We start from the raw sequence: 24,933 nt of genomic DNA, 5'->3' as shown, positions 1-24,933 counted from the left end.
GGATAGCTCTGGAATACTTTATTCGTTATATAAGTATATGTTATCTACATAGATCGTAGCTCCGTCTAATGCCTTCCCTTGATCATCATCAAAAACGATCTGACCTAAATTTGAACGGTTGGTCATACCGGAAATATCAAGATCTATGTTGATCCACTGTCCAGAAACCAAAGCAGGGTTCGTTCCGGGTGTAATATTTATTCGTGCTGTGGAATCATCGCCACCACCAAATGAATCATCAGCACCATAATCCCTTAAATTAACTGCAAAGGCAGATCCTGGTGGTACAGCGTTTGGCAGATAAATGTCCACGCTGAGATTCGTCATATTACTTCCATCAATGGTAGGTACATTTTGATTGAACTCGATCCCCACAAAGTTGAAGTTCTCGTAATTAAGCACGCTATTTCCGTTGACAGTAAAGTCATTAGAGGTTGTTGTCTGGAATGGTGCATAGAATCCATTGTAGAAATCGACCGGTACATTATCGTATGCATCACTGAAAATAGAGATCACATCATCCGGAGATTCTGATGGTGTTGGAGCCGGCGTGAAGTTACCAATGGATTCGATGGTCAAAGATCCATTCGCCTCTACACCATTGAGGGTAGCTGTAATTTCTGTAGTGCCCTCTCCCACTACTGACACTAAACCATTTTCATTGACAGTTGCTACACCCGGTTCTGAAGAACTGAATGTAAAATAAGCCGGGGCTGCACCTACTGTTACGTCTACACCATTAGCCTGATTTATTGTAAATGTAAGGCCCGGCAGCTGAATGCTTGACCCGATAAAACTAGTCTGAGTCTCATCATTTCCATTGTTGATTGCCGGTCTGGGCTGTGCTAAACCGGAGAGGTTCTCGTATTTCAATTCATCAACCCAAAATGAGTAACCATCACCGTCTTCAGGTCCTTCAGCATACCAAAATAAACCTTGAGAGGATGTCAAAACGGAAGCATTAGGAATCGGGATCACATATTTCTCCCAATTAGTCGTAAGCTTCAGGTTGTTCAATGTTACAGCATATTCATTGCCTAAGAAATCCTGACCAAATCCTATTTCATTTATCGTTCCTGCTATTGTCCCTTTAGCATAGAAAGTAAGAGCGTTATAGGAAGTCAGATCACGCCCCCCATTTTCATCTCTAAAAATGGCACCGGCGTACGTCCCAAGAGGATCTCCCACATTGGGCACATCAAAGCGCATGGCAAGGTTTGAATTATCATATGTGTTGTCATTATCCACACTGAAGGCATCCAGTCGGGATCCTTCAAATGGATAGTATTCTAAACCGGAACTAAATCCATCTATGAAAACATCTGGATTCTCTGTAAAACCCGGTTCTTCAAGGCCGTCTACAGAACGTTCACAACCTTGTACTATGAACATGAGTAGCAAACCTGCCAGTATCGTACGTGTGGTATTTATTAAAGCCATTCTTTTCATGTTTCTAGCCTCTTCTTAGTTCGTAATATCAATTTGAATGTATGTTCTGAATTCCCATTCAGTCCCATTGTCAAAACCGGGAGCTGTAGGATCAGGAACCATTTCACCGCTAGGATCCATAACATAAGTTGGTGCATACCTTGGTGAATATTGATTCAGTGATCTCCAGGTACCTCTGACTCCAATTCGTGTAGAAGGCAGATCAAACCAATCCGGCTTTCCAAGATCCGTTGAAATATCTGCCATTAGCTGCAATGGGAAAGTCAGGTTGAAATCTCGATGGTAATCGTATGGACCCCAATCGTTCACTTTAACAAAACTACTGAGCTTCATTTTCTTGTAGATCATGCGTACATCCCCCCCGTAACGACTGATCAGTCTTGGATCACTTCCGTTTGCCTGTGCATCTCCCCCATATAGGTTTGCGATAAGACCCAGATCCCTGTTTAACTTGGAAACGATCCTTGTGTGTACTTCCCAAAGATCTTCAGCCGGTGGTGCTCCCGGAAACGGGAAGAATGTTCGTCCGTCAGGCAGAATTCCGATCGCAGCATCCCGGGTAGTTTTCAAATGTCTGAACACAAATCCTAAACTCATTGCAAAGCGGGCGTCTTCAGCCATGTCGTTGTTCCACTCATACATATATGTACCGGGAGTTGGGTCGTAGGTTAGTAGTATCTCACCGGATATCTGTTCACGATTTCCACCCACAACAAAAGGATCTTCGAGAATATTACGTGGTCTGCCCGGAGCTTCTACATCAGCAGGAATTGGACCTTCGATCGGTTTCTGCCATAGGAAATTTGGAGCGACCTGAAGGTTCCCAAATTGATAGGTAAATCCTGATAAGATATTGTATTGGTTTCCGCTGCCGCTGTCTTTGAGCCTCCACCCGGTGAAGGTCATGGTTTGATCGGCTCCACCATTGGCTACAAGTCCCATTATAGCAGACTGCGCATACCAGTTGAACGTTCCGCTTTCATAGGTCAGCTTAACCTTTCCACCCCAGTTATCTTGCGAGCTGATCTGATCTTCATATAAATTGTAGCTGCCATCCGACTGCTCTCGCACCAACTGAAAGTTTCGTCCATTCAAAGGCTCTCCTGCCCAGATCCCGCCCAGTTGAACTCCGAAATTACCAAAGTCACGGCCTGCTGCCAGTGTTACTCTCCTGGTCTTTGGCTGAGGAATAGCAAATGAACTTCCCGTTAAACCTTGCCTTTCGATGTCTTCATGATAGATACCGGTTAATTCAGTTTGTCCAACGTTCGTAGAATACTTCAATAATACAGCCGGGTTGGCTCCCCACCATAACTGTGGACCAAAGGCGAGCTTAAATCCATCGAACATCTTCTTACCCTCTGCTTCAAATCCAAAAGGGGCCGTTCCGTTATAGATGTCGATCTGCTCACCGTAATTAGCTTCCGGGTACAATCCAAAGAAATCACCTTCGTATCCCCAGTGATAATGCCCGGTACGATAGAACCCTTCCAGATTAAAATATTCCTGATTCCATGAGTAACTGGCACTGTAAATATCTACCCTGTTCAGTGACTCAACGGTAATGTTTTCATTCTGCCCCATGAGCTCTACCGCTCTGCCACGGTTCTCATAGAAGATCTCATCGATCGGGTTTTCTGCAACGTTACCAAGGATATTGGTAACTACCTCAGCTCTCATATTAGGAGCAGGTTTAGCCTCTACCCCTATAAAGAAAGACTGAAGATGATCAAATCCCTGAGCATTGGGATACATAGTTTCATTACGGTCAGCTTCTTCCGGAGTGGTGATCAAACTTCCTCCGGTATTGAAAGTCTCAAAACTGGCTGAAAACCTGCTTAAGCTAATTAAGTCAGAGCTGCCCTCTGATTGCCCGCCACCTGAACTTGCCCGTAATTCAGCATCAATAATAGAAATATTTGAAAAATGGCTCTCAAGATCCTCAGAACCTATGTTTTCTTCGTAGGGATCAAACTGGTGTACCTCTTTCAACATATAGTAAGCAGCTCTGGGATACAGGTCATAAAATCCGGCAAGATCGGTTGGACCTTTTCTCATGATCCCAAACCACTCTTCATTCATATTATTTTCACCGGCAACATGGTCAAATTCATATCCGCCGTTTTCCCATGATGCATTGGTATCATGGGTATTCAGGCCCTCAGTCTGCCCAAACTTCCACCATCCGTCACTGAACTGAAACGTGAACCCGCCAATGGAGTTGTCGGTACCACCCATACCTGCAGCATTCCTGTAAATTTCCTTCCAGTTGCTGAATAAATATCTGGCTTGTGCTCCCTGGGCTTCTTGCAAAGTTTGAGCATTGAAAGCATCAGAGCCAAATTCAGTGAGTAAAACAGGTTTTCCATATTCATTTTCAACCCTCTCATATAGATCTGTGAAAGTCATGCCTCTATAGGTATTGGTCCCAAAAATATCCATATCAGGTACCAGTTCAGCTACTAAGTCCATAAATAGCAGATCACCATTTGCCATGGCAATAGGCCTGCTGTCATCGATCTCCTTCATTTCAACAGCAGCTTCATTGAACAGCTCATACATCGCACGAGCTCGAATGGTTGATTGTCGATCTTCAATGGGGATATCTTCTGTTTCGGCTCCGCCCCAGAATAATCCGTAGTTATTTTCATTTCCTAATAAATAGAGAAGCAGTCCCGGGGTGTCCTTGTACTCTTCAGCAAGTTCTGTAACTTCACTGATTAATAGCTCTTTAACACGTGGATCTGAATATTCTGTATTGGCCATCCAGCCTCCTTCAATGGTCAATCCATAGCGACCAAAAGAATGGTTAAGCATCGTATAGATACCGTAATTCTCGTATATATAGGTGATCCACCTTTTGGGTATTCCGGTATAAACACGGATCGCATTCACTCCCATATTCTTCAGTAGTGCCATTTCATCATCCAGAGCCTGCTGAATGAATTCAGGAGATTGATCCCACAAACTGTATGCGTAATTTGTTCCCCGGGGAAAATAATCCCAGTTCATACCATTAATAACTTTGGGTTCGCCATCGACAAGTAAGACCCAGCCCGACTGGGTTTTCTCAACGGTTACTTGTTCTGATTGGCCCTGTACTGCTGTGGAAATACACAGTAATATGAGGAGTAAAAAGATGGGCTTTTTCATATCTATGCTATTTTTGGCTTATACTTTCGTGTGCTTAATCAAATTAGTCCAACAAGTGATCCAATTACATTAACTGAAGCGACATTAATAGGGATGCGTTCGAATATCAATATTTACAATGTATATACACTGCAAATAAAAGCGCTTTTACGGGCTAAAAAAGCCCTTTCAGGTGATCTATGATGGGAATGCGAAGGAAATGTTATACACGATTATATTTTGAAAAAAATCAGCGTGTATATACTTTTTAAAGGTAGAAATGAAGGATGGGCCTTTTTTTTAGAGCTGTTACCAAAGAATCAGAAAGTTTTGTGCAAAAGATCTCTTAAGTCTCAATACCAACAAAAAATGCTATCCAACCATAAATACTGAACGAGCAATTATTTAAGAGGCCTGGCTGGTCTCCGACTTGCAGCATGGGTACCAGGTTTTGATTTGAATAGAATGAGTTGCCCGCATTGGAAATCAGAGACTCCCTAAGTCTAAAACTTTTCAGTCTCCGATTCACTCAACACTGGAAAAATGATAGTGGCAATCTGCTTAATGCCGAAATCCGGTTAATAAGTGATCACATATTACGACGATACTGCCCGCCTACTTCATAAAGTGCATGGGAGATCTGCCCCAGGGAAGCAACTTTAACGGTTTCCATAAGTTCTTCAAACAGATTGCCGTTGTTCCGGGCTACTTCTTTAAGTCGCTCAATAGCTTTATCGGCATCTTTCTCGTTGCGTTTCCAGAACTGCTCAAGGTTCTCGATCTGCTGACGTTTTTCTTCCTCGGTTGAACGAATGAGGTCGATCTCTTTATCTCCCTCTTCTCCTTCCCCTTCTTTCTGAAAGGTATTCACTCCAATAATAGGCAGCTCGCCGGAATGCTTTTTAGATTCATAGTATAACGACTCATCCTGGATCTTACCCCGCTGATACATGCTTTCCATCGCGCCCAGCACACCACCACGCTCGGTGATACGGTCGAACTCAGTTAGGATGGCTTCCTCTACCAGGTCGGTTAGCTCATCGATGAAATAAGAACCCTGATTGATATTCTCATTTTTCGCCGTCCCCATCTCTTTGTTGATGATCATCTGAATGGCAAGAGCCCGGCGTACCGATTCCTCGGTCGGAGTCGTGATAGCCTCATCATAAGCATTGGTATGCAGTGAGTTACAGTTGTCATAAATGGCTAACAAGGCCTGCAGCGTGGTACGAATATCGTTGAACTGAATTTCCTGAGCATGCAATGAACGTCCACTCGTTTGAATATGGTATTTCAGCTTCTGGGATCGCTTGCTGCCTTCATACTTGTTCTTCATCGCTACAGCCCAAATACGTCGGGCTACGCGACCGATAACTGCATATTCAGGATCAAGACCATTACTGAAGAAGAACGACAGGTTATGGGCAAAATCATCCACATCCAGTCCGCGCGCCAGGTAATATTCAACAAAAGTAAATCCATTGGCCAGGGTAAAAGCAGCCTGTGTGATCGGGTTCGCTCCTGCCTCTGCAATATGATAACCTGAAATAGAAACAGAGTAATAATTTCGAACCTTGTGTTCAGTGAAATATGTCTGAATATCCCCCATCATCTTGAGGGCAAATTCTGTTGAAAAAATACAGGTATTTTGAGCCTGATCTTCTTTGAGGATATCCGCCTGAACTGTTCCCCGAACTACCGAAAGGGTTTCTTCCTTGATCTTCTCATAGGTTTCTTCCGGCAAAAGATTGTCACCGGTAATTCCCAAGGTAGACAATCCAAATGCATCACTACCTTCAGGGATCTCACCTGTATACTCAGGTTGTTTAACTCCACGATCTTTAAAATAGGCTTTGATCTTTTTCTTTGCCTCTTCCCACTTTCCTTCTTTCTTGAGATAGCGCTCCACTTCCTGATCGATGGCGGTGTTCATGAACATTGCCAGGATCATCGGCGCCGGGCCGTTGATGGTCATGGATACTGATGTTTTCGGGGATGTCAGTTCGAATCCTGAGTACAGTTTTTTCATGTCATCCAGCGTACAGATGCTTACCCCGGAATTTCCGATCTTACCGTAGATATCAGGGCGGTAACCGGGATCTTCCCCGTATAATGTTACCGAATCAAAGGCTGTTGAAAGTCGGGCTGCAGGCATGCCTTCACTAACATAATGGAATCGCTTGTTGGTTCGCTCTGGAGTTCCCTCTCCGGCAAACATACGGGTGGGATCTTCCCCTTCCCGTTTAAATGGAAATACACCGGCTGTATATGGAAAATATCCCGGAAGATTTTCTTTCAGAGCAAATTTAAGCTGATCTCCCTTACTCTTTGTTTTGGGAAGAGCAACTCTGGGGATCTTCAATCCACTTAGTGATTCCCGGAACAGTTTATTCTTGAATACCTTATCGCGGATCTTAACTTCAAATTCATCCTGCTGATATTCTTCATACAATTCATCCCATCCTTCTAAAATTCGTTTCGGAAGTACATCCAGCTTTGAAAGCCAGTGCTCCCTCATCTTGGCAAGGTTATCCTGCATCACTTCTTTCTCATCGGGATTCCAGCTCTCGAGCTGATCGATGGTTCCGGATACATGATCTAATTTTGAGGCTACTTCCACTTGCTCCTCTACCCACTCGTGGTACCCCCTAACGGTTTCAGATATCTCAGAAAGGTAACGCACTCTTTTTCCGGGGATGATGGCCTGAGCCTGAATATCTTCGGCGGGCTTTGGATCATTATATAACTTCGTTTCCCAGCCAATTTCATAGCGGTCATTGATCTTATCGACTAATGCCTTGAACAAACGGTTCACCCCTTCATCATTGAACTGAGCAGCAATGGTTGGATAAACCGGCATGTCTTCCTGCTTGGCATGCCATGAACCGGTATTTCGGATCATCTGCTTGCGGATATCGCGGAGCGCATCCAGCGAGCCTTTTTTCTCAAATTTATTCAGAACTACCAACTCGGCCAGATCCAGCATGTTGATCTTCTCCAGCTGAGTGGCAGCACCATATTCGCTGGTCATTACATACATCGGAATATCCGTGTATTCTACGATCTCCGTCCCACTCTGACCAATACCGGATGTTTCTACAACGATCAGATCAAATCCTGCGGCTTTATACAATTCAATAGCACCTAATAATCCCTTACTTGTAGCACGGTTGGAAGCTCTTGTTGCCATACTGCGCATAAATACCCGTTCAGTATCAATGCTGTTCATGCGAATGCGATCGCCAAGTAATGCTCCACCTGTTTTGATCTTGGATGGATCTACGGAAATGATACCAATGGTCAGGTCTTCAAATTCGGTTAAAAAGCGCCGTACAAGTTCATCTGTCAATGAGCTCTTTCCGGCTCCACCAGTCCCGGTAATTCCAACCAGCGGGATGGTCTTTGAGCCGATCTCAATTTCTTTACCTTTGCCGTCCAGTAATTTCCCCTCTTTGTAGGAAAGTATATCCTCTTTTTCATTTTCGATGGCCGTGAGGGAACGAGCTAATGCAATGGTATCTTTCTTTAATACTTTTTTATGATCGGGCTTTGCTACCGAGAGCGGGTCATAGTCACATTCTTTCAGCATGAAGTTGATCATGCCCTGAAGGCCCATTTTGCTTCCATCTTCCACAGAAAAAATACGGGTCACCCCGGCATTATGGAGGTCTTCAATTTCATCCCCAACTATTACACCACCGCCGCCGCCAAATACTTTGATATGTCCGGCTCCATGTTCTTCCAACAGCTCGATCATGTATTTGAAATACTCCACATGCCCGCCCTGATAAGAACTGATAGCAATACCCTGGGCATCTTCCTGAATGGCGCAATTAACGATCTCATGTACCGAGCGGTTGTGTCCCAAATGGATCACTTCTGCCCCGCTGCTCTGCAAAATACGGCGCATAATGTTGATACTGGCATCATGACCGTCAAACAGACTGGCTGCCGTTACAAAGCGAACCTTATGCTTTGACTGATACGGTTCCTGAACAGCATTCCTGTTATTAGAAGAAGCAGATTCTTTTTTAGAAGATGTTTTTTTCGTTTCTACCGACATAATTAAATTTCTTGATGTTTTGGAAGCGGTTCCACAAGATAAGGATTTGAACAGGGATTATCGATGTTCGTTTACGATGTTTTTAAACCTTGAAAATTCTTGCTACTCAGAATTACGGCATTTCTTCAGAAGAATCAGGTTTGGGATTTTTATATACCAACGTTCTGTGTGGGAAAGGGATTTCAATTCCTTCTTTATCGAAGCGCTTTTTAATGCTTTCAAGCAGGTCACAGCCCATTACAAATGCATCAGGGGGATTTTCAGCCCAGCTCCAGGCACGTAAATTAACGGAAGATTCACCCATCATAATAACCCGAACGGGTACTATGTCTTCTCCCTCTTCAATTTGTTCTTCCGTTCGGTTATCCACAAAAAGCGGGTGTTTCAGGATCTCATCTTTCATAATAGACTTAGCAAGATCAATATCAGAATCGTAACTAATGCCCATATCGATCCACTTACAGATCTTGTTGTCTTCGTAATTTGAATTGACAACCACTTCATTGCTGATCACGGAATTAGGGATGATAATGCGTTTGTTCTCAAAATTTCTAATTACGGTGTGCCGAAGGTTAATATCTTCCACAACCCCGCTCAGATCTGTTCTAACCTGTATGCGATCACCTATTTTATAGGGTTTGAACATGACAATGAACAATCCGCCGATCACATTTGCTAAAGCAGCCTGAGACGCAAAACCTATGGCAATGGCAAACAATCCGGCACCGGCCAGCAATGAGGCTGCAATTACCCGCAGCTGTGGGATCATGTAGATCGCAAAGCTAATACCTGTCAGATAAATAAGAACAATAACAGAACGCTTGAAGAAAACAAGATTCGTGACATCTGCATTATCTTCTATTTCACGATTTTTCCTGATCATCACATTGATGATCCTCGTGGTTACTGAGGCCACTACAATGGTCATTAAAATGATACCGCCTATTAAAATGGGCAGGTGCCAAACTTCGCTTATATATGGGCTTAGTAATTCACTCATGATTATTCGAATGTAACATTAACTTCAGAAATAAATCCTTCCTGAACATTGATACTTCTTTGTACATAATATTTTTCGGGACTTTGGTATGGAGAAACAGAACCTGTATCCCACTTCTGATTATCGTTCTCATCCCTAAAAAGGATCAGCGTATAGGAAACAGGCGAAAGTTCGGGTATGATCGTAGATACTGTAAAGCCGGTAAATTCGACTTCCATTCCATTTGGCCCCAGGATCCTCGCATAATATGTATCAGAAGAATCCGCATTTTCAATGTTTATCTCCATCTCACCGTATTCCGTTGAGTCCCAGACTTCCGGTTCATACATACTTCTTCTTTGTGTAACCGGATTCCAGATCAAAAACTGATAGTTAATACCTTCTATCCATTCCTGCTGTGGACCTATCTTAAGTTTATTTTCTTCTACCGAGATCTCAGGCCAATCCCCAAAATCCACATCTCCCTCTATAACCACCACTGAATCTGTTATTTCAGGCTCAGTAATGGGAGCTGCATAGGTCACTATAAACTCGTCGGTTTGTGATAGTCCGTTCTGACCATTTACTGAAATGATACGCTGCATGGTAGTATCTTCCTGTGATGTTCCGGTAAAGCTGAAACTAGCAGAACTCGGTTCATTCCCTCCCATATCAGTAATACCTTTTATTTCTGTGCTATATGCTACTTCTTCCAACAGCGGTTCGCTACTTTGGGCAAACAGCACGAACCGCTCCCGCGGAGAAACATAAAGCGGAAAAGCGGAAGAATATGCATTTCCTGAAGAGTCAGAAACTTGTATTGATGTACTGTCGGTTAACCGGATAGATTCACTGAACCTGAACCTCATTCTATTCTGGGAAAACAACCCTACTCCTTGCAGTTCGGGTTTTGTGGTATCTTTCCTCACGGCATATATCACATCCAGAGTCTTACTCCCATCTTTCTCTAAATTGATAAATTCCTCATAAAATGGATATGCTGCTTCAATTTCCCTGTCCCAGATCTTATTCCGGTTTCTGTCATCTACCAGCAATGCCTTATAAGTTCCTTCAGCTAAATATGAAAAACTAAAGCTGCCTGAAGTATCTGTTTGTGCCTGATAGTTTGCTCGTTTGCTAAGGTCAACCGGTTGACGATAAAGTAGAATTCTTTGCTCATCCGCAGCCCGGCCGTTTTCAGCAAGAAGTATCTTACCGGATATCTCACCGCTGTCGATCTCATCTCCCGTTGAGATGGCTAATGTAATTGGGCTGGGGATTTTATTATTTCGGGTATCTGTGATCTCTGTTCCCAGTTTAATAATGATCGTAGTCGAATCCGGAAAAGGTTCTTCAAATTCAATGAACATCTTCTTCCTTTTCCAGGAAATATCGTATTCAATACCAAGATCAGGCTCAACTGTAATTGCTCCTCTCACCGTTGATCTGTTTATATACTCATCAAACTGAAACTCAAATACTTTTCCTTCAAAATTCGTTGTGCCTGTTTCCGGTTCTGTGAATTCCAAAACAGGTCCTTTATTATCTGAAGGGCCTCCGGTTGGTGCAATTGGAGTAGCACAGGAAACCATAAATCCGGAAATAGCTAACACTAAAATGCGATATAACAAAGGTCTGATTTCCACGTAAATTGGTTATAATTCAAAATTCATAAAACCTTAGAAATAAGGGGCAAAATTTCTTAATGGGTGCCAAGATAATCATAAATAAAGCCGGATTTCATCTCTTTTATATTGGTGCAATAATTTTACTTACCGGTTGCCATGCCTATGTGCTTGATGATGCCCAGCACGACCTGCGTTCTTCATTTGTCTCAGGAAATTATCAAGAATCTTCAAAATTATTGCAAGAGTTTGAGGATAAGGAAATATACAAATCCAAAGACCTCGTACTTAAAAACCTCGAAGCCGGATTGATCCATCACTTTGCCGGCAATTTTGACAGTAGCAGTGTTTTCTTTGATAATGCAGAATTATTGATAGATGATGCTTACACAAAAAGTATAAGCCGGGGCTTTAAAGCCATGTTAGTGAATGACAATACCCTGGTCTATGATGGTGAACCATATGAGGATATTTACCTGAACGCATTTAAAAGTTTGAATTATGTTCATCAAAATGACTGGGAAGGCGCACTGGTTGAAACCCGCAGAATGGCTTTTAAGATGGAACAGCTGGATATAAGGTTGAAAGGTTTGGCCGAAGCCTTTGCCAGAGAAGATACTACGGGAAAGGTTGACTGGAATTCCGGTGAAGTGAATATTCAGAATAGCGCGTTCAGCCATTATCTGGCAACTATCTTATATGCAAAGACAGGAAAACCTGATGATTCGCGAATCGAATTTGAGAAGCTCGGCAAAGCACTCAGGGAGCAACAAGAAATCAGTAAAAAAACCCCTGTAAATATTGATGATCTTGAAAAAATAAGAGAACCCCATTCTTATAATGTCTTAGTTACAGCATTTACAGGACAGGCTCCAATAAAGAAACAAGAAGACTTCAGGCTCTGGCTAGATGGAGATAATGATAATAGCTTCTATGTAAAATTCTCACTTCCCAAGATCGATCTTTATAGATCCAGGATAAGCAGCATTCGTATCATAACTGATTCTTTACAAACATACGATATGGAGCTTATAGAAGAAATGGACGCTGTATCTGCTGAAGTTTATAAAGCTAAGATCCCGATTATATATACTCGTTCGTTGCTAAGGGCTACGCTCAAGGCTGCGGGATCATCTTACGCAGCTTCTTCGGTCCGGAAAAAGAACAAAGGCTTAGGATTCCTGGTTGATGTATTAGGGATAATCGGCCAGGAAAGTACAGAAAAAGCGGATCTCAGAGGATGGCAAACCATGCCCGGCAAGGCCTGGATGAATGTGATCAACTTGCCAATTGGAGTTAACGAGATAGAGATACAGTATCTATCAGCTTCAGGGGCTATACTTTATTCAGAAAAAAGAACCATCGAGATTACAGACCAAACCAGACTGGGACTCATTGAATCAATTTATTCTTATTAAAAATCATAAAACTTCAAATATCACCACTATGAAATACGCAATTCTATCCACTCTCCTATTCGGACTCCTGATATCAGGATGCCGACCCACAAGTAAAGTAAACCGGATCAATCCTTCTGAAACTACTGACCTTTCAGGCAGATGGAATGATACTGACGCACGTATGGTGTCAGAGGAAATGATCGCTGATGCACTTACCAAACCTTGGCTCAATCAGCATAACCGGCAACACCAAAAATCTCCGGTTGTGATCGTTGGGAATGTTCGAAATGAAAGCATGGAACACATCGATACTGAAGTTATCACAAAAGAAATGGAGCGGGCCTTTGTCAATTCCGGCTCTGTAAATGTTGTAGCCAGCAGTGATGAAAGACAGGACATTCGTCAGGAAAGACTTGAACAACAGGAATTTGCTTCTCTTGAAACGATGAAAGAAATGGCTCAGGAACTGGGCGCCGACTTTATGCTCATTGGAAACATAAGCTCTATTGTTGACGAAACCCCTGACCGGCGTACCTTGGCTGTTTTTTATACCGTTAATCTGGAGCTGGTTAATGTTGAAACCAATCAAAAGGTCTGGATCGGGAATAAAAAGATCAAAAAACTGATCGAAAGAAGGAATTACAGAGGTTAGATCTTTTTTTCTTTAGGCTTTCTGATTCTCAGAAAGCCTTTTTATTTTACATTCATGATCTTAAAAAAACCCGCGCTTTACACCGACCTTTACGAATTGACCATGGCCCAGGGATATTTCCTTTCCGGGCGCCACCAACAAACAGCAAGTTTTGATTATTTCTTTCGCAGCCTTCCCTTCGATGGCGGTTATGTAGTTTTTGCAGGTCTCGGAGACTTACTCGAGATCATCCGGTATTTCCGCTTTCACCCCGAAGAACTGGAGTATTTACGTTCGCAGGGATTCAAAGAAGAATTTCTCAGTTTCCTAAAGGATTTCGAATTCAAGGGGTCTGTCTATTCTGTAAAAGAAGGCGAGATCGTATTTCCGAATGAACCTATTTTAAGAGTTGAAGGAACTATTGTTGAAGCTCAGATCCTGGAAACGGTACTTCTTAACACCTTGAACTTTGCCTCTCTGATCGCCACTAAAGCCTCCCGCATAAAACAAGCTGCAGGAGATCATGCCGTCGTAGACTTCGGGCTTCGAAGAGCTCAGGGTCTTGGCGGGCTTCAGGCTTCTAAAGCCTCAGTAATTGGTGGTTTTCAGGGGACATCAAATGTGTTGGCTGGAAAAATGGATGACATCCCCATAAACGGAACCATGGCTCATTCCTGGATACAATCTTTTGAAGATGAGCTTACCGCTTTCCGAACCTATGCCGAACATTATCCCGATTCCTCCATCCTCCTTGTTGATACATACAGCACGCTCAAAAAAGGAGTCCCAAATGCGATCAAAGTAGCAAAAGAGCTGGAAGAAAAAGGGCATAAACTGGTCGGGATCCGGTTAGACAGTGGCGACCTTGCATATTTTGCTCGTAAAAGCCGGCAGATGATGGACGATGCCGGCCTTGAATACGTAAAAATTGCCGCTTCCAATCAACTGGATGAGCATTTGATCAAGAGTTTACTTGATCAAGGTGCTCCTATCGACCTTTTTGGAGTAGGCACGAAGTTAGTAACGGCATACGATGATCCCGCTCTTGACGGAGTCTATAAGCTTAGCTCTATCAACGGAAAGCCTACGCTTAAGATCTCAGAAAATGAAGAGAAAGTTACCCTTCCGGATTCAAAGAAAATCATTAGATATTTTAATGAAGATGGCTCTTTTTACAGTGACGGCATTGCTCTAAATGATGAAGAGAATCCCTCTGTTATCTATCATCCCTATATAGCACATCGCTCTACAATAGTATCAGAGCTGGAAAGTGAAGAGCTGTTGCATAACGTGGTAAATAAAGGTGAAATAATGATCGACCCTCCAACGGTTCAGGAAAGTGCAGAATATGCCAGGATGAGGCTCTCGAAACTAAATGACGAGCATAAACGCTTTGATAATCCCCATGTGTATAAAGTGGGTTTAAGTAAGAAACTACGAGAACTGAAGATCGAACTAATACAAAACGCATAATTTTATGAAAGCTTTGCTGATCGTTGACGTTCAAAATGATTTTTGTCCCGGAGGAGCCCTGGCTGTTCCCGGTGGTGATGAAGTGATCAAACCGATCAACAACCTGATGGATGATTTTGACTGTATTGTACAGACGCAGGACTGGCATCCCGAAGATCACCGGTCCTTTGCTTCCAATCACTCCGATAAAGAACCATTTAGCACAATTGAGATGGAATACGGGGAACAGGTTCTGTGGCCGGATCACTGTATACAGGGTACCCAAGGTGCTGAATTTCATCCCGACCTCAGAGCCAAGCCCTCACAACTCATCATCAGGAAAGGGTTCAGAAAAGAGATCGATTCCTATTCTGCCTTTTTTGAGAACGACCATGATACCGTAACCGGCTTGCACGGATATTTTCAGGCAAGGGGTGTGGAAGAACTTATTGTCACCGGTCTGGCCACTGACTTCTGCGTGAAATGGACCGTACTTGATGCTCTCAAGCTTGGGTATAAAGTTACTTTGGCAGAAGATGCTGTGCGCGGAATTGACATGGATGGCTCCGTCGATTCTGCCTTAAAAGAGATGAAAGATGCCGGTGTAGATCTAAAGAATGCCAATCAAATCTCAGGATAATAGTGTCCTCTCCTTCTCATTTTGACTTTTGTGTGTTAGGTGCAGGTATAGCCGGGCTTTCTATTGCAGGTGAGTTACTTGATCGGGGAGTATCGGTATGTTTAATCGACACCGGAGATATTGCATCCGGCGCATCAGGTACCCCTCTTGGAATGGTTAACCCTGCAACGGGACGATATGGCACTATCGTTTGGAATGCGGAATCCTGCCTGACTTCCACTGCTGCTGACCTTGATCATGTTCAGAAACAGACACCAGTTCAATTCTACAAGAAAACCGGGATCTTACGACCTGCCCAGGATAAAAAAATGGCTTCCCGGATGAAGGAAAATGCTCACCCCGATAACTGGCCTGAAGGTTGGTGTGAGTGGCTTGAAAAAGATGAAATTCATTCTATCAATCCCGATCTAAATTGTGTGGATGGCGGTATGTGGCTTCCCAAAGGACTTACCGTGAACGTAGAATTATATCTACGAAGTAAGGCCGATCTTCTTGAGAAGGAAGGATTGAAGTTATTTACAAATGCGGATTATTCAATAGACTATGATGAATCTCCTTTCAGCATATCTATAGCAGGTAAAAAATTGTATGCGGAACATCTGATCTGTGCTACCGGATCTGAGACCAAGACCTTGAAACCCTGTAATTCTTTACCGCTTAATCAGATCAAAGGGCAGTTAGCAGTTTTTGAGTCTCCCAAAGCCGGGGATTTTGAGTACTCCATTTCAGCCCTTGGGTACATTGCCTCCATTTCTAAGACCCGATTCATAGCAGGCAGTACCTATGAACATCATTTTGAGCATACTGAACCTGATAAAGATGGCTTTGAGTATTTAATACAGAGATTGGGGAAAGTCTATCCGGTTCTATTTAAAGATGCGGTACTTGTAGACCAATGGGCCGGAGTAAGAGCCTCAACGCCGAATCGAAAACCCATTATTGGCACCCACCCAAAATTAAAACAGGTTCACGTGTTCACCGGATTAGGCTCGAAAGGTTTGATGTATGGGAATTATTTGAGTTCACTACTCGCCGATCATATTCTCAATGGTGGTTTATTACCCGAGCAAATGTCAATTGCTCGTTTTTAATTTCTCTGCTTCTTTAACATCTCCTTTCTCGTTTAACATGAGTTCAAGATAATACCCTCATTAAAACCTTTGAAGCACGGTCTGATGGCTCCAAGCCCATCTGACCGTTTGCTTGATTCAAGCACCAACTTGTTTGTATCCTAAACCAGCATCCTGCGCCTGGTCCATCGATCAGATGGGTGATCCATCAGATCGAGTTCGGGGATGAGTATTTTATTGCTACATGGGCCATGGCATAGCTTAACGGCAAAGAAATGATCAAGCCAAGGATCTCATAAATAGCAAAGCTCATTGTTCAGGGGATTTTAATATTTCCTGAGCAACAAGCTCTGCAATTAAAAATTCAGTATGTCTAAACCTGATCAGAACCGAAGAACGAGTCCGCTCCAGGCTACACCGGCAGATGATCCATTATTCGCTGAATTAGCTACAGTAGAAGCACCTACAGTAAGCTCCAGGAAGTTAAAATCAAGCCCAATTCCTGCTGAATAAGCTGCTGAAGCATATCCTCCTATCTTGGTGCCCACTCTTATAGGAAGAAAGCCGAAAAACCTGTATTGAGCACCTAATGTAAGAACGCTGCGCTTTGAGTTGATCCCATTATTATTGAATCCTATCCCATAATCGAGTGCAAGCAAAAGCTTGTTCATCTCGAGTGATGCTCCAAAATTATACATGGATGGTAAATTATATTTTACGTCATCTATCTCTTCGGTGTCAAAATTCCCATATACATCATTTTGAAGGCTGTCAGCAAGATTATCAAAGAAATCACTAAATGAATCCTCATCTTTAGCACCCTCATAGGAGAATTCTCCATCTGCATAAGTATTTGATGCAGACTGATCATAACTTAGCGATCCAAGATCAGTGATCGACATAGAGAGGCGAAGGGTTTTATTCGCATTCATAAATAATGGTATAGGCAATGAAGAAACATCCATTTCGAGTGTTGCTCCCATATCCACACCAAAACCGGTAGCTTGTGTTTCACCGATATCATCCCCTTCATATTTTACATAATCGCCAATATCAGCATCCTCATCAGCTTCATAAGCAGCATCATATTCCTGAAGTTGTTGTGAAAGCAGGCCGATCGTTTTCAAACCGTAGCTAAATTGATGATTGATGGTAAATGGAGACGACTGATCACCTCTGGTCATTTGCAAGGTAGAATTGAAGTTCATGTCGGCAGTATAAATTCCGTACAAATACTTCGGTGCAATTCCGGCATAGAGTTTAACGTCCTTTGCAAATAAGAGATCGGGAAGGCTCAATATTTGACGTGCATACCCAACAGAGACCTCAGCAAACGCTACCGTGTTTGAGCTGAAGTTGATGGGCGTAGGATCAGAAAATTTATCTGCATCTAATCCATAGGTCAATAATTCTGCCATTCCTTTATTAATGGAGAACTCTTCCGTAACCCGTACCCTGGAAGCTAAACTGAAGGCCTGTTTTGAACGTCTGTGAGAAACTCCCAAAGGAGTTACACTGACGGTGGCCGCCATTCGTCGGTTGTTGAATGAACTTCCGCCAAACCAATCATTAAGCATGTTGGTTCTGGTGTCGCCGGCTATCAGCTGACCTGTAGTCAGGTATTCATTATAAACCGCAATATTTGCCAAGCTACCGCCTGCTCTTACTCCCAAATTAGCAAAACCAATGGTAGTTCGTGGGCGATGTATATCCAGCATCAGGTTAGCCGGGTTAATAAAGTTGGCATTGTATCCATCCATATAAGCGGTTCCTCCGCCTCCCATTCCCAGAGATTGAGCACTGAAATGACGTGATTGTGCCAACGCTGTTGTTGCTGTAACCCCAAAAATAAGAATGAGGAATAGTATGTTCTTTTTCATGAAATTTATATTAGCCAGATTCTTCATTTTAGTTTACCTCCGATTCAATAGTGAAATCGGCGTTCACTGAGATAGTTATAAAATCAGTGGTGCGAATTTTTACTTCATTTCCGCTTCCGTCTCCACTGGTATCGGTACTAAGCAATCCTGCTGATATCTCCAGATACCTGGTTCTATAGAGTTGTCTTAGTTGTTCAGCATTTAGCGCAATCATGGTTGTACGTCCGTTAGCAGGACTGTCCACAAATCCGTTAGCATCAACACCTGCTGCCTCAAGACGATCGATGGTAAGTGTCTCAAAGGCATTGTACTCAGAGTCAAGAAACTTGATCTCGAGATCCACATTCATAGGTAAGCCATTGTCATAGTTGATGACCAGCTTCCCATCAGTTATCGTATTGCTATCTCCGTTGTCAGGTGATGGTAAGTTGCTTAGGTCCTGATCTGTTGTATCCTTAAAGGTAGCTGCTTGCGTGGTTCTGAAAGCGAGCGGTAAGTTCACGCTGATCACAGGTTCGAATTCAATAGGATTGGTAACTGACCCTTCTTCGCTGTTCTCATTAACCGCTGCTTTACCAATAAACCGGATCTCACTTGGCAGGTTATTTAGGAAGTCATCCACATTTGTAGTGGCTTCATCAAAATTAATGGTCCCGGAAGTTGATGAAGGATCGATCTCAAACTTGATCAGATTTCCTATTGGGATATCCGTTCCATTTTCCTGCAGGCCGTTTATAGGGGAAGTAATTTCATATTCGCTGCCCGTATTTCCTGTCAGATACACGGGAGTACCATTTCCGCTCACCCCTAAAATGGCCCCATAAATAGTCGTTGGTACTCCAACGGTAGTAGTATAATTAATACTTAGGGAAGGCTCAGTAAATTCAAGTCCTTCAAGTTTCTTTGAAAGGTCACTGAGTCCATCAACTTCCGAGATCTCAGCTTCACTGTCATTGAACACATCGAGCTGGTCGACCCCATTATTAGGATCGTCATCACTTAGTAATACCGTTTGGGGAACGATCAAACCAAAGGCTTCACCAACTATAAGATTGCTTATGGCAACTGAAGATGAGACCTGGTCATTCTCCGTGATCACACGTGCTTGTGCTCCTGAACCTGTTTGAGTATTCTCAGTCTGAGCTACAATATTGTATTCCACCTGATTATTGTTGGCATAAATTCGATACCCGGAAAGATCAACCTGACGAGCCGGAGCGCTTCCATTTCGGGATATCTCAGTAGCTCCGCTATAGACGATCACTAACGAATCTCCTGCTCCAAACGGAGCTGAGCGAATGCCCGGAAAAGAAATTTCCATTTGTTCAACAGTGATATCAATGCTATTTATGATCTCAGCGATCTCAAGATCACCGGATTCAAGTTCCACGTAATGGCTCGGATCATCAAAAATGAATTCCGAGTTATCAAAATTTGACACATTACTGGTAGTAAAATCCTGTGATCCTACAACAGCTTGAACCTGAGAGGCAAAGAGATCTACCCCTTCTGCACTTTCTACTATCAACTCGTTTGGATCTGCTTGAGTATTTTGAGCTGACCATTCCAAAGATACATCTAAATTTATATCCTCAAGTACATCTCCATCAGTGAAATTGAATGTTCCTGATGCTGTTGAACTATGTACTACATTGTTGATAGTGGTTGTACTTATCGTAGTGTTGTTTGAATTCAGGTCCAAATAAATTGCATCAATATCAAAACCAAGATCATTCGTAATCGTGATCTCAAGTGCCCCATTCTTCAGTGTTGCACTTACAAAATAATCCGCATTACTACCGATATCGATATTATAGGGAGCAGTCGGTCCTCCAGATGGTGGTAAAGGAGTACCTGCTGAAAAAGCAGCTGGATTGTTTCCTGTAAGATCTTGAAAGCTCGCAGTACCCAAATTACCCCCACCGGATGAAAAACTGCCTAACTCGATCTCACCCACGGCAGAACTAAAAGAAGTCGGATCAATATCTACTTCAGGAATGGCATCGTTCAGATCTCCAAGATCAAAATCCTGTTCGTTCACAAGGGAAATGAAATTATCACCATCCACAGAAAATAAAGAATCGAAATCGGCACTGGTGCTGTCGATCAATACATTATCATCTTCTCCCATGAATTGAAAGGTCTTATTATACAATATAGGAGCTTCTACTCTGTGAGAGGTTTGGAAATCAGGTTTGTCAGGTATTTCACATGCCGTGAACATGACTCCAATTATGAGCCATATATAAAAGTGTCTATAGTTATGCATTGCCTAATATATGTTGATGATGAAAGTTTATAAGAATATGCCGGTAGGAATGTTCATTATTTTCGAACAAGCTATAAAGCTGAGCTTTAAATTTAAATTAAGAATGTTTCATCCTAATAAAAACCCCTTAATATGCAGTTTTTCCGGTCATGATTAATTAATACTAATAATGGCAGTATTTCTTTTTTCGGCAAAAATTCACTTTTCTTAAATAAAAGTAATCTTGTCTTGGGCTCACAATTCTCTGCATAATTCGGTATTTTCAAAGCTTCTATTTGAACGCCAAAATTAAATTTACTTATATACATGTCTGAACAGGAATTATCCCTCTCGGAGCAGGAAGAAATTCGCCGGGAAAAACTCCAGCAACTTCAAGAACTCGGAGTTAACCCCTACCCTTATTCTTTTGATGCAACTCATACTTCAAAACAAATTTTAGAGCAGGAAGATAAACTGATTCGTGATGAGGATAACCCCGACACTGATACCGTTGTTATAGCGGGCCGGGTTATGACCAAGCGAGTTATGGGGAAAGCGGCTTTCTTCAATCTACAGGATTCTGAGGGAACCATTCAGGTGTACATCAGACGTGATGATGTAGCTACCGAAGAGCTTGGGAATGACAATTACAATAAGGTCTTCAAGAAGCTGGTTGATATTGGCGACTTTGTTGGGATCAAAGGATTTGTATTCAAGACAAGAACCGAAGAGACGACCGTGCATGCCGAGGAATTTCACTTCCTTTCCAAAACCATCCGGCCTATCCCAACTCCCAAAGAAGAAACTACGGAAGATGGTGAAACCATTGTCCATGATGCCTTCACGGATAAGGAACAACGATACCGGATGCGGTATGTGGACCTGATCGTAAATCCTGAAGTACGCAAAACCTTTCAGCAGCGTACAAAAATGGTGCAGATGATGCGCAATATCATGAATGAAAAGGGGTACCTGGAAGTCGAGACCCCCATCCTTCAGCCAATTTACGGCGGAGCGGCAGCCAAGCCTTTTGTAACACATCACAATGCACTTGATATGGACCTTTATCTTCGTATTGCAAATGAGCTGTACCTGAAGAGATTGATCGTTGGCGGATATGATGGTGTATATGAATTCTCCAAAGACTTCCGCAACGAGGGGCTTTCCCGTTTCCACAATCCTGAATTTACCCAGGTCGAGTTGTACGTAGCTTATAAAGACTATAACTGGATGATGGAATTCACGGAGAATATGCTTGAAAAAGTAGCACTTGAACTTCATGGATCAACGAAAGTACAGGTCGGAGAAAATGAGATCGATTTCAAAACTCCATGGCCGCGTATTCCTTTGTTTGAAGCTATTGAGAAGGAAACCGGAAAAGACCTATACGGCAAAGAGGTAGATGAACTTCGTGCCATTGCCAAAGAATTGCATGTGGAAATTGATGAATCGTTTGGCGCCGGTAAGATCATTGACGAGATCTTCGGAGAATATGTGGAAGGGAAACTCATACAACCTACCTTTATAACGGATTATCCTATAGAAATGAGTCCGCTTACCAAAAAACACCGCTCCAAAGAAGGGCTGGTTGAACGCTTTGAAGCAATTTGTAATGGTAAGGAGATCGCAAATGCTTACACCGAGCTGAATGATCCTATTGACCAGCGGGAGCGACTCGAGGAACAGTCCAAACTTCGCGCCGGCGGTGATGATGAAGCTATGACCATCGATGAAGACTTTATCCGTGCCCTTGAATATGGGATGCCTCCTACGGCAGGAATCGGTATCGGTATCGACCGGCTGGCTATGATCATGACCAACTCCGATTCTATCCGGGACGTACTTTTCTTCCCACAAATGAAACCGGAATAACAATGTTCGTTATTGGTATATTCGTTATTGGAAAAGCTGTAGGTACTTAAAATAAACTTGTAGCACAGACGTACAATCGTAGTTATATATCAAAGAACCATTAACGCATAACCAGTAACGAACCCGATGAAATTTGAATGGTATCTTGCTCTTAGATATTTCAAAGGCTCCCGAAAAAGCTCCGGGTTTCTTTCGTTCATCAAGTACATGTCAATAGCCGGAATTGCCGTTGGTTCTGCCGGGTTACTGATCGCCCTTTCGATCGTTCATGGGTTTAAGTCGACCATCAATGGCAAGATCATGGATTTTGCCCCTCATATAAGTATCAGCACCTATACCCAAAAACCCCTGGAACGGGCCGATACTCTTTTCACTTACCTGGATCGCTATCCTGAGATCGAAAGTAAGCAGGTTGTGATAGAGGGACAGGTAATGATACAAACCAAAGACCAGGTAACCGGAACATCCCTCAAAGGTGTGGATATTGAAAAACCGGAGTTTGGTGTTGGAAATTATATCACTGAAGGTGAATATGACCTGAAGCGAGATTCAACCGGTATGCCGGGTATTGTACTTGGGAAGCAATTGGCCCAACAGCTTCAGGCAGAGATAGGCTCTGTTATCACCGTTTATACGATTGAAGGCATCCCTTCTTTGGTCAACTCGCCCGAAATCAAACAATTTCGACTTACCGGGATCTACGAGACCGGGATCGATCTTTTTGATGATGTTTTTGCGATGGTAGATCGAAATTATGCACGACAACTTTTTAAGTACCGGGACAATCAGGCTGACGCCATCGAGATCAGGCTCAAAGATGATACCGAAATACTTGCCTTCCATGATAAACTCAATGAGTCCATCATTTTCCCTTACTACAATCAAAGCATTTACACCGTATTCGGTAATATCTTTGCATGGGTTGAATTGCAGGAAAATATGATTCCCCTTGTTATCAGTGGTATGATCATTGTAGCTGCATTTAACCTGATCGGAGCCATTTTAATGATGGTACTGGAGCGTACAAGAGATATCGGAGTGTTGAAAACCATCGGGAGTAAATCAAAGATGATCCGGCGTATCTTTTTAGTGGAGGGACTCATGGTCGCGGGTGTGGGCCTGATCATAGGGATCTCTATATCTTTACTTTTCTACTTCCTTCAGGTCAACTACCAGATCATCCCCCTTTCCCAGGAAAATTACTATATGGCTTATGCTCCTGTTGAACCACACGCAATAGACTTCGTTATAGTTACCCTGGTAACCATTGTGCTTTCAGCCCTTGCCTCCTGGTTTCCTGCGCGGGTTGCTGCCAATACCGATCCCGTTAAAGTAATCTCTTTCGGAAGGTAATCTCCATCTTTCGGCTTGCCGGGTGATGGAGATGGGCCAAGGGCAACAGCGCCTGATACAACCACAACTGGAGCTAACCCCAAGCACCATCCATCACCCCGCTCTCGTTAACCCAGCCAACTTCTGCCTATCCAAACTGAGCGGAAGGATGGATTAAGAAGCAGTAATCTCCATCTTTCGGCTTGCCCGGGTGATGGAGATGGGCCAAAGGCAACAGCCCCCGATACAACCACAACTGGAGCCATTCAAACCTATTTATAAAAGTGGAAGAATGGATTCTGCTTACTTCAAAACTCAGAACAGCTTTTGAATATTATTATCAGGTATCGTTTTCTGAGAGAATTTGTAGAATTTACCCACATCCTCTGGAAGTTTAAATAGATCTCTAGTCAACTCCTTGGCGCATAATGTTCCATTTCTGAATCCTGCATAATCCCTGAACGAACTAAATTGCCATTCCTCCATACTGGCTACTAAACCTGCTCTTAAAGGATTTTGATGGATATAAATAAAACAATTAATACCGTAGTTATTATTTGCCTCATCCTCTATTAATGATTTGGCTTTTGTTCGTTTTCTAAACAAAGAACCCGATCGGTTTATTTTCCTGTTTATAGTCTGGCTATATGAACTTAATAATGAACCGATATCCTTATTCAGTGGGTTTAATATTCTCGCACGCTGATCTTCTTCATATAAAACTTCGTAATTGGAATTTATTTGAATGAGCCAATGAAAATGATTAGGCATAAGGCACCAGGCTAAAATGGAACTATGAGGTAGTAAAGCCTTTCTCATCTTTTTAATAAACAACAGATAATCCTCCCGTTCATAGAAAATGGGAACCCTGTTGTTGCCCTGATTATACACATGATATGTATGCCCCGGTAGAAATTGCATTTATGTAAAGAACTTGATTTGTAAGATATCTGCAAGTAAACAAAGAGAATAAATCACCCCTCTTTCGGCTAATGCTTAGTCCCAAATATGAACGAAATACAAAAGTGCCAGACTCAACACCAACTGGAGCCATCCCAAGCACCATCCATCACCCCGCTCTGGTAAACACAGCCAACTTATACCTACCCAAACTGAGCGGAAGGATGGATTAAGAGGCAGTAATCTCCATCTTTCGGCTT

The 24,933-nt window shown here is 42.8% G+C and carries 15 protein-coding genes; 7 read left to right on the top strand and 8 right to left on the bottom strand.

All coding sequences use genetic code 11. From position 1 onward, the window contains the following. Positions 1–18: 18 nt before the first annotated feature. The 5 genes from ACFSVN_RS13235 to ACFSVN_RS13215 form a co-directional block, all read right to left on the bottom strand. Positions 19–1,440 (bottom strand): Ig-like domain-containing protein, encoded by a 1,422-nt coding sequence (locus ACFSVN_RS13235; RefSeq protein ID WP_390303707.1) that lies wholly within the window; start codon positions 1,438–1,440, stop codon positions 19–21. A 24-nt stretch (positions 1,441–1,464) separates the two neighbouring features. Then, positions 1,465–4,602, bottom strand: coding sequence for a glycoside hydrolase family 2 TIM barrel-domain containing protein (locus tag ACFSVN_RS13230; protein ID WP_390303704.1), 3,138 nt, complete (start codon positions 4,600–4,602; stop codon positions 1,465–1,467). A gap of 568 nt (positions 4,603–5,170) precedes the next feature. Beyond that, positions 5,171–8,644: a methylmalonyl-CoA mutase family protein gene (locus tag ACFSVN_RS13225; protein WP_390303701.1), complete on the bottom strand. Its 3,474-nt coding sequence runs from the start codon at positions 8,642–8,644 to the stop codon at positions 5,171–5,173. Positions 8,645–8,756: 112 nt separating this feature from the next. Then, positions 8,757–9,644 carry a mechanosensitive ion channel family protein gene (locus ACFSVN_RS13220; protein ID WP_390303698.1) on the bottom strand — a complete coding sequence of 296 codons (888 nt, stop codon included), beginning with the start codon at positions 9,642–9,644 and terminating at the stop codon, positions 8,757–8,759. Between the two features lie 2 nt (positions 9,645–9,646). Beyond that, positions 9,647–11,269, bottom strand: a complete 1,623-nt coding sequence (locus tag ACFSVN_RS13215; RefSeq protein WP_390303695.1) for an Ig-like domain-containing protein — start codon at positions 11,267–11,269, stop codon at positions 9,647–9,649. A gap of 59 nt (positions 11,270–11,328) precedes the next feature. Here ACFSVN_RS13215 and ACFSVN_RS13210 point away from each other — a divergent pair, with 59 nt between their 5' ends. From ACFSVN_RS13210 to ACFSVN_RS13190, 5 genes are read left to right on the top strand one after another with little or no spacing between them, the layout of a single operon-like run. Continuing rightward, the gene (locus ACFSVN_RS13210) at positions 11,329–12,666 is read left to right on the top strand and encodes a hypothetical protein (protein WP_390303692.1); all 1,338 of its coding nucleotides are present in this window, start codon (positions 11,329–11,331) and stop codon (positions 12,664–12,666) included. Between the two features lie 28 nt (positions 12,667–12,694). Beyond that, positions 12,695–13,300, top strand: coding sequence for a penicillin-binding protein activator LpoB (locus ACFSVN_RS13205; RefSeq protein ID WP_390303689.1), 606 nt, complete (start codon positions 12,695–12,697; stop codon positions 13,298–13,300). 54 nt (positions 13,301–13,354) lie between these two features. After that, on the top strand, positions 13,355–14,752 hold the full coding sequence (locus ACFSVN_RS13200; protein ID WP_390303686.1) for a nicotinate phosphoribosyltransferase: 1,398 nt from the start codon (positions 13,355–13,357) through the stop codon (positions 14,750–14,752). 4 nt (positions 14,753–14,756) lie between these two features. Continuing rightward, entirely contained in the window at positions 14,757–15,371 is a 615-nt protein-coding gene (gene pncA, locus ACFSVN_RS13195; protein WP_390303683.1) for a bifunctional nicotinamidase/pyrazinamidase, read from the top strand. 2 nt (positions 15,372–15,373) lie between these two features. Further along, positions 15,374–16,462 carry an NAD(P)/FAD-dependent oxidoreductase gene (locus ACFSVN_RS13190; protein ID WP_390303680.1) on the top strand — a complete coding sequence of 363 codons (1,089 nt, stop codon included), beginning with the start codon at positions 15,374–15,376 and terminating at the stop codon, positions 16,460–16,462. A 362-nt stretch (positions 16,463–16,824) separates the two neighbouring features. Here the strand turns inward: ACFSVN_RS13190 and ACFSVN_RS13185 are convergent, their stop codons facing one another. Beyond that, positions 16,825–18,321: a DUF5723 family protein gene (locus ACFSVN_RS13185; RefSeq protein WP_390303677.1), complete on the bottom strand. Its 1,497-nt coding sequence runs from the start codon at positions 18,319–18,321 to the stop codon at positions 16,825–16,827. 28 nt (positions 18,322–18,349) lie between these two features. After that, positions 18,350–20,545 (bottom strand): hypothetical protein, encoded by a 2,196-nt coding sequence (locus ACFSVN_RS13180; RefSeq protein WP_390303674.1) that lies wholly within the window; start codon positions 20,543–20,545, stop codon positions 18,350–18,352. A gap of 351 nt (positions 20,546–20,896) precedes the next feature. Here ACFSVN_RS13180 and lysS point away from each other — a divergent pair, with 351 nt between their 5' ends. Both lysS and ACFSVN_RS13170 read left to right on the top strand, forming a co-directional pair. Then, the gene (lysS, locus tag ACFSVN_RS13175) at positions 20,897–22,441 is read left to right on the top strand and encodes a lysine--tRNA ligase (protein WP_390303671.1); all 1,545 of its coding nucleotides are present in this window, start codon (positions 20,897–20,899) and stop codon (positions 22,439–22,441) included. 126 nt (positions 22,442–22,567) lie between these two features. Continuing rightward, positions 22,568–23,794: an FtsX-like permease family protein gene (locus ACFSVN_RS13170; RefSeq protein ID WP_390303668.1), complete on the top strand. Its 1,227-nt coding sequence runs from the start codon at positions 22,568–22,570 to the stop codon at positions 23,792–23,794. A gap of 294 nt (positions 23,795–24,088) precedes the next feature. On the opposite strand, the gene ACFSVN_RS13165 is transcribed toward ACFSVN_RS13170, so the two are convergent. Continuing rightward, positions 24,089–24,694, bottom strand: a complete 606-nt coding sequence (locus ACFSVN_RS13165) for a transposase (RefSeq protein ID WP_390303665.1) — start codon at positions 24,692–24,694, stop codon at positions 24,089–24,091. Between the last annotated feature and the right edge of the window lie 239 nt (positions 24,695–24,933).

Origin of the sequence: Gracilimonas halophila, from assembly GCF_042684365.1 — a bacterium.
Classification (GTDB): domain Bacteria; phylum Bacteroidota; class Rhodothermia; order Balneolales; family Balneolaceae; genus Gracilimonas; species Gracilimonas halophila.
Note: the sequence above shows the minus strand (reverse complement) of the source record. Positions and strands in the feature narration are given on the sequence as shown.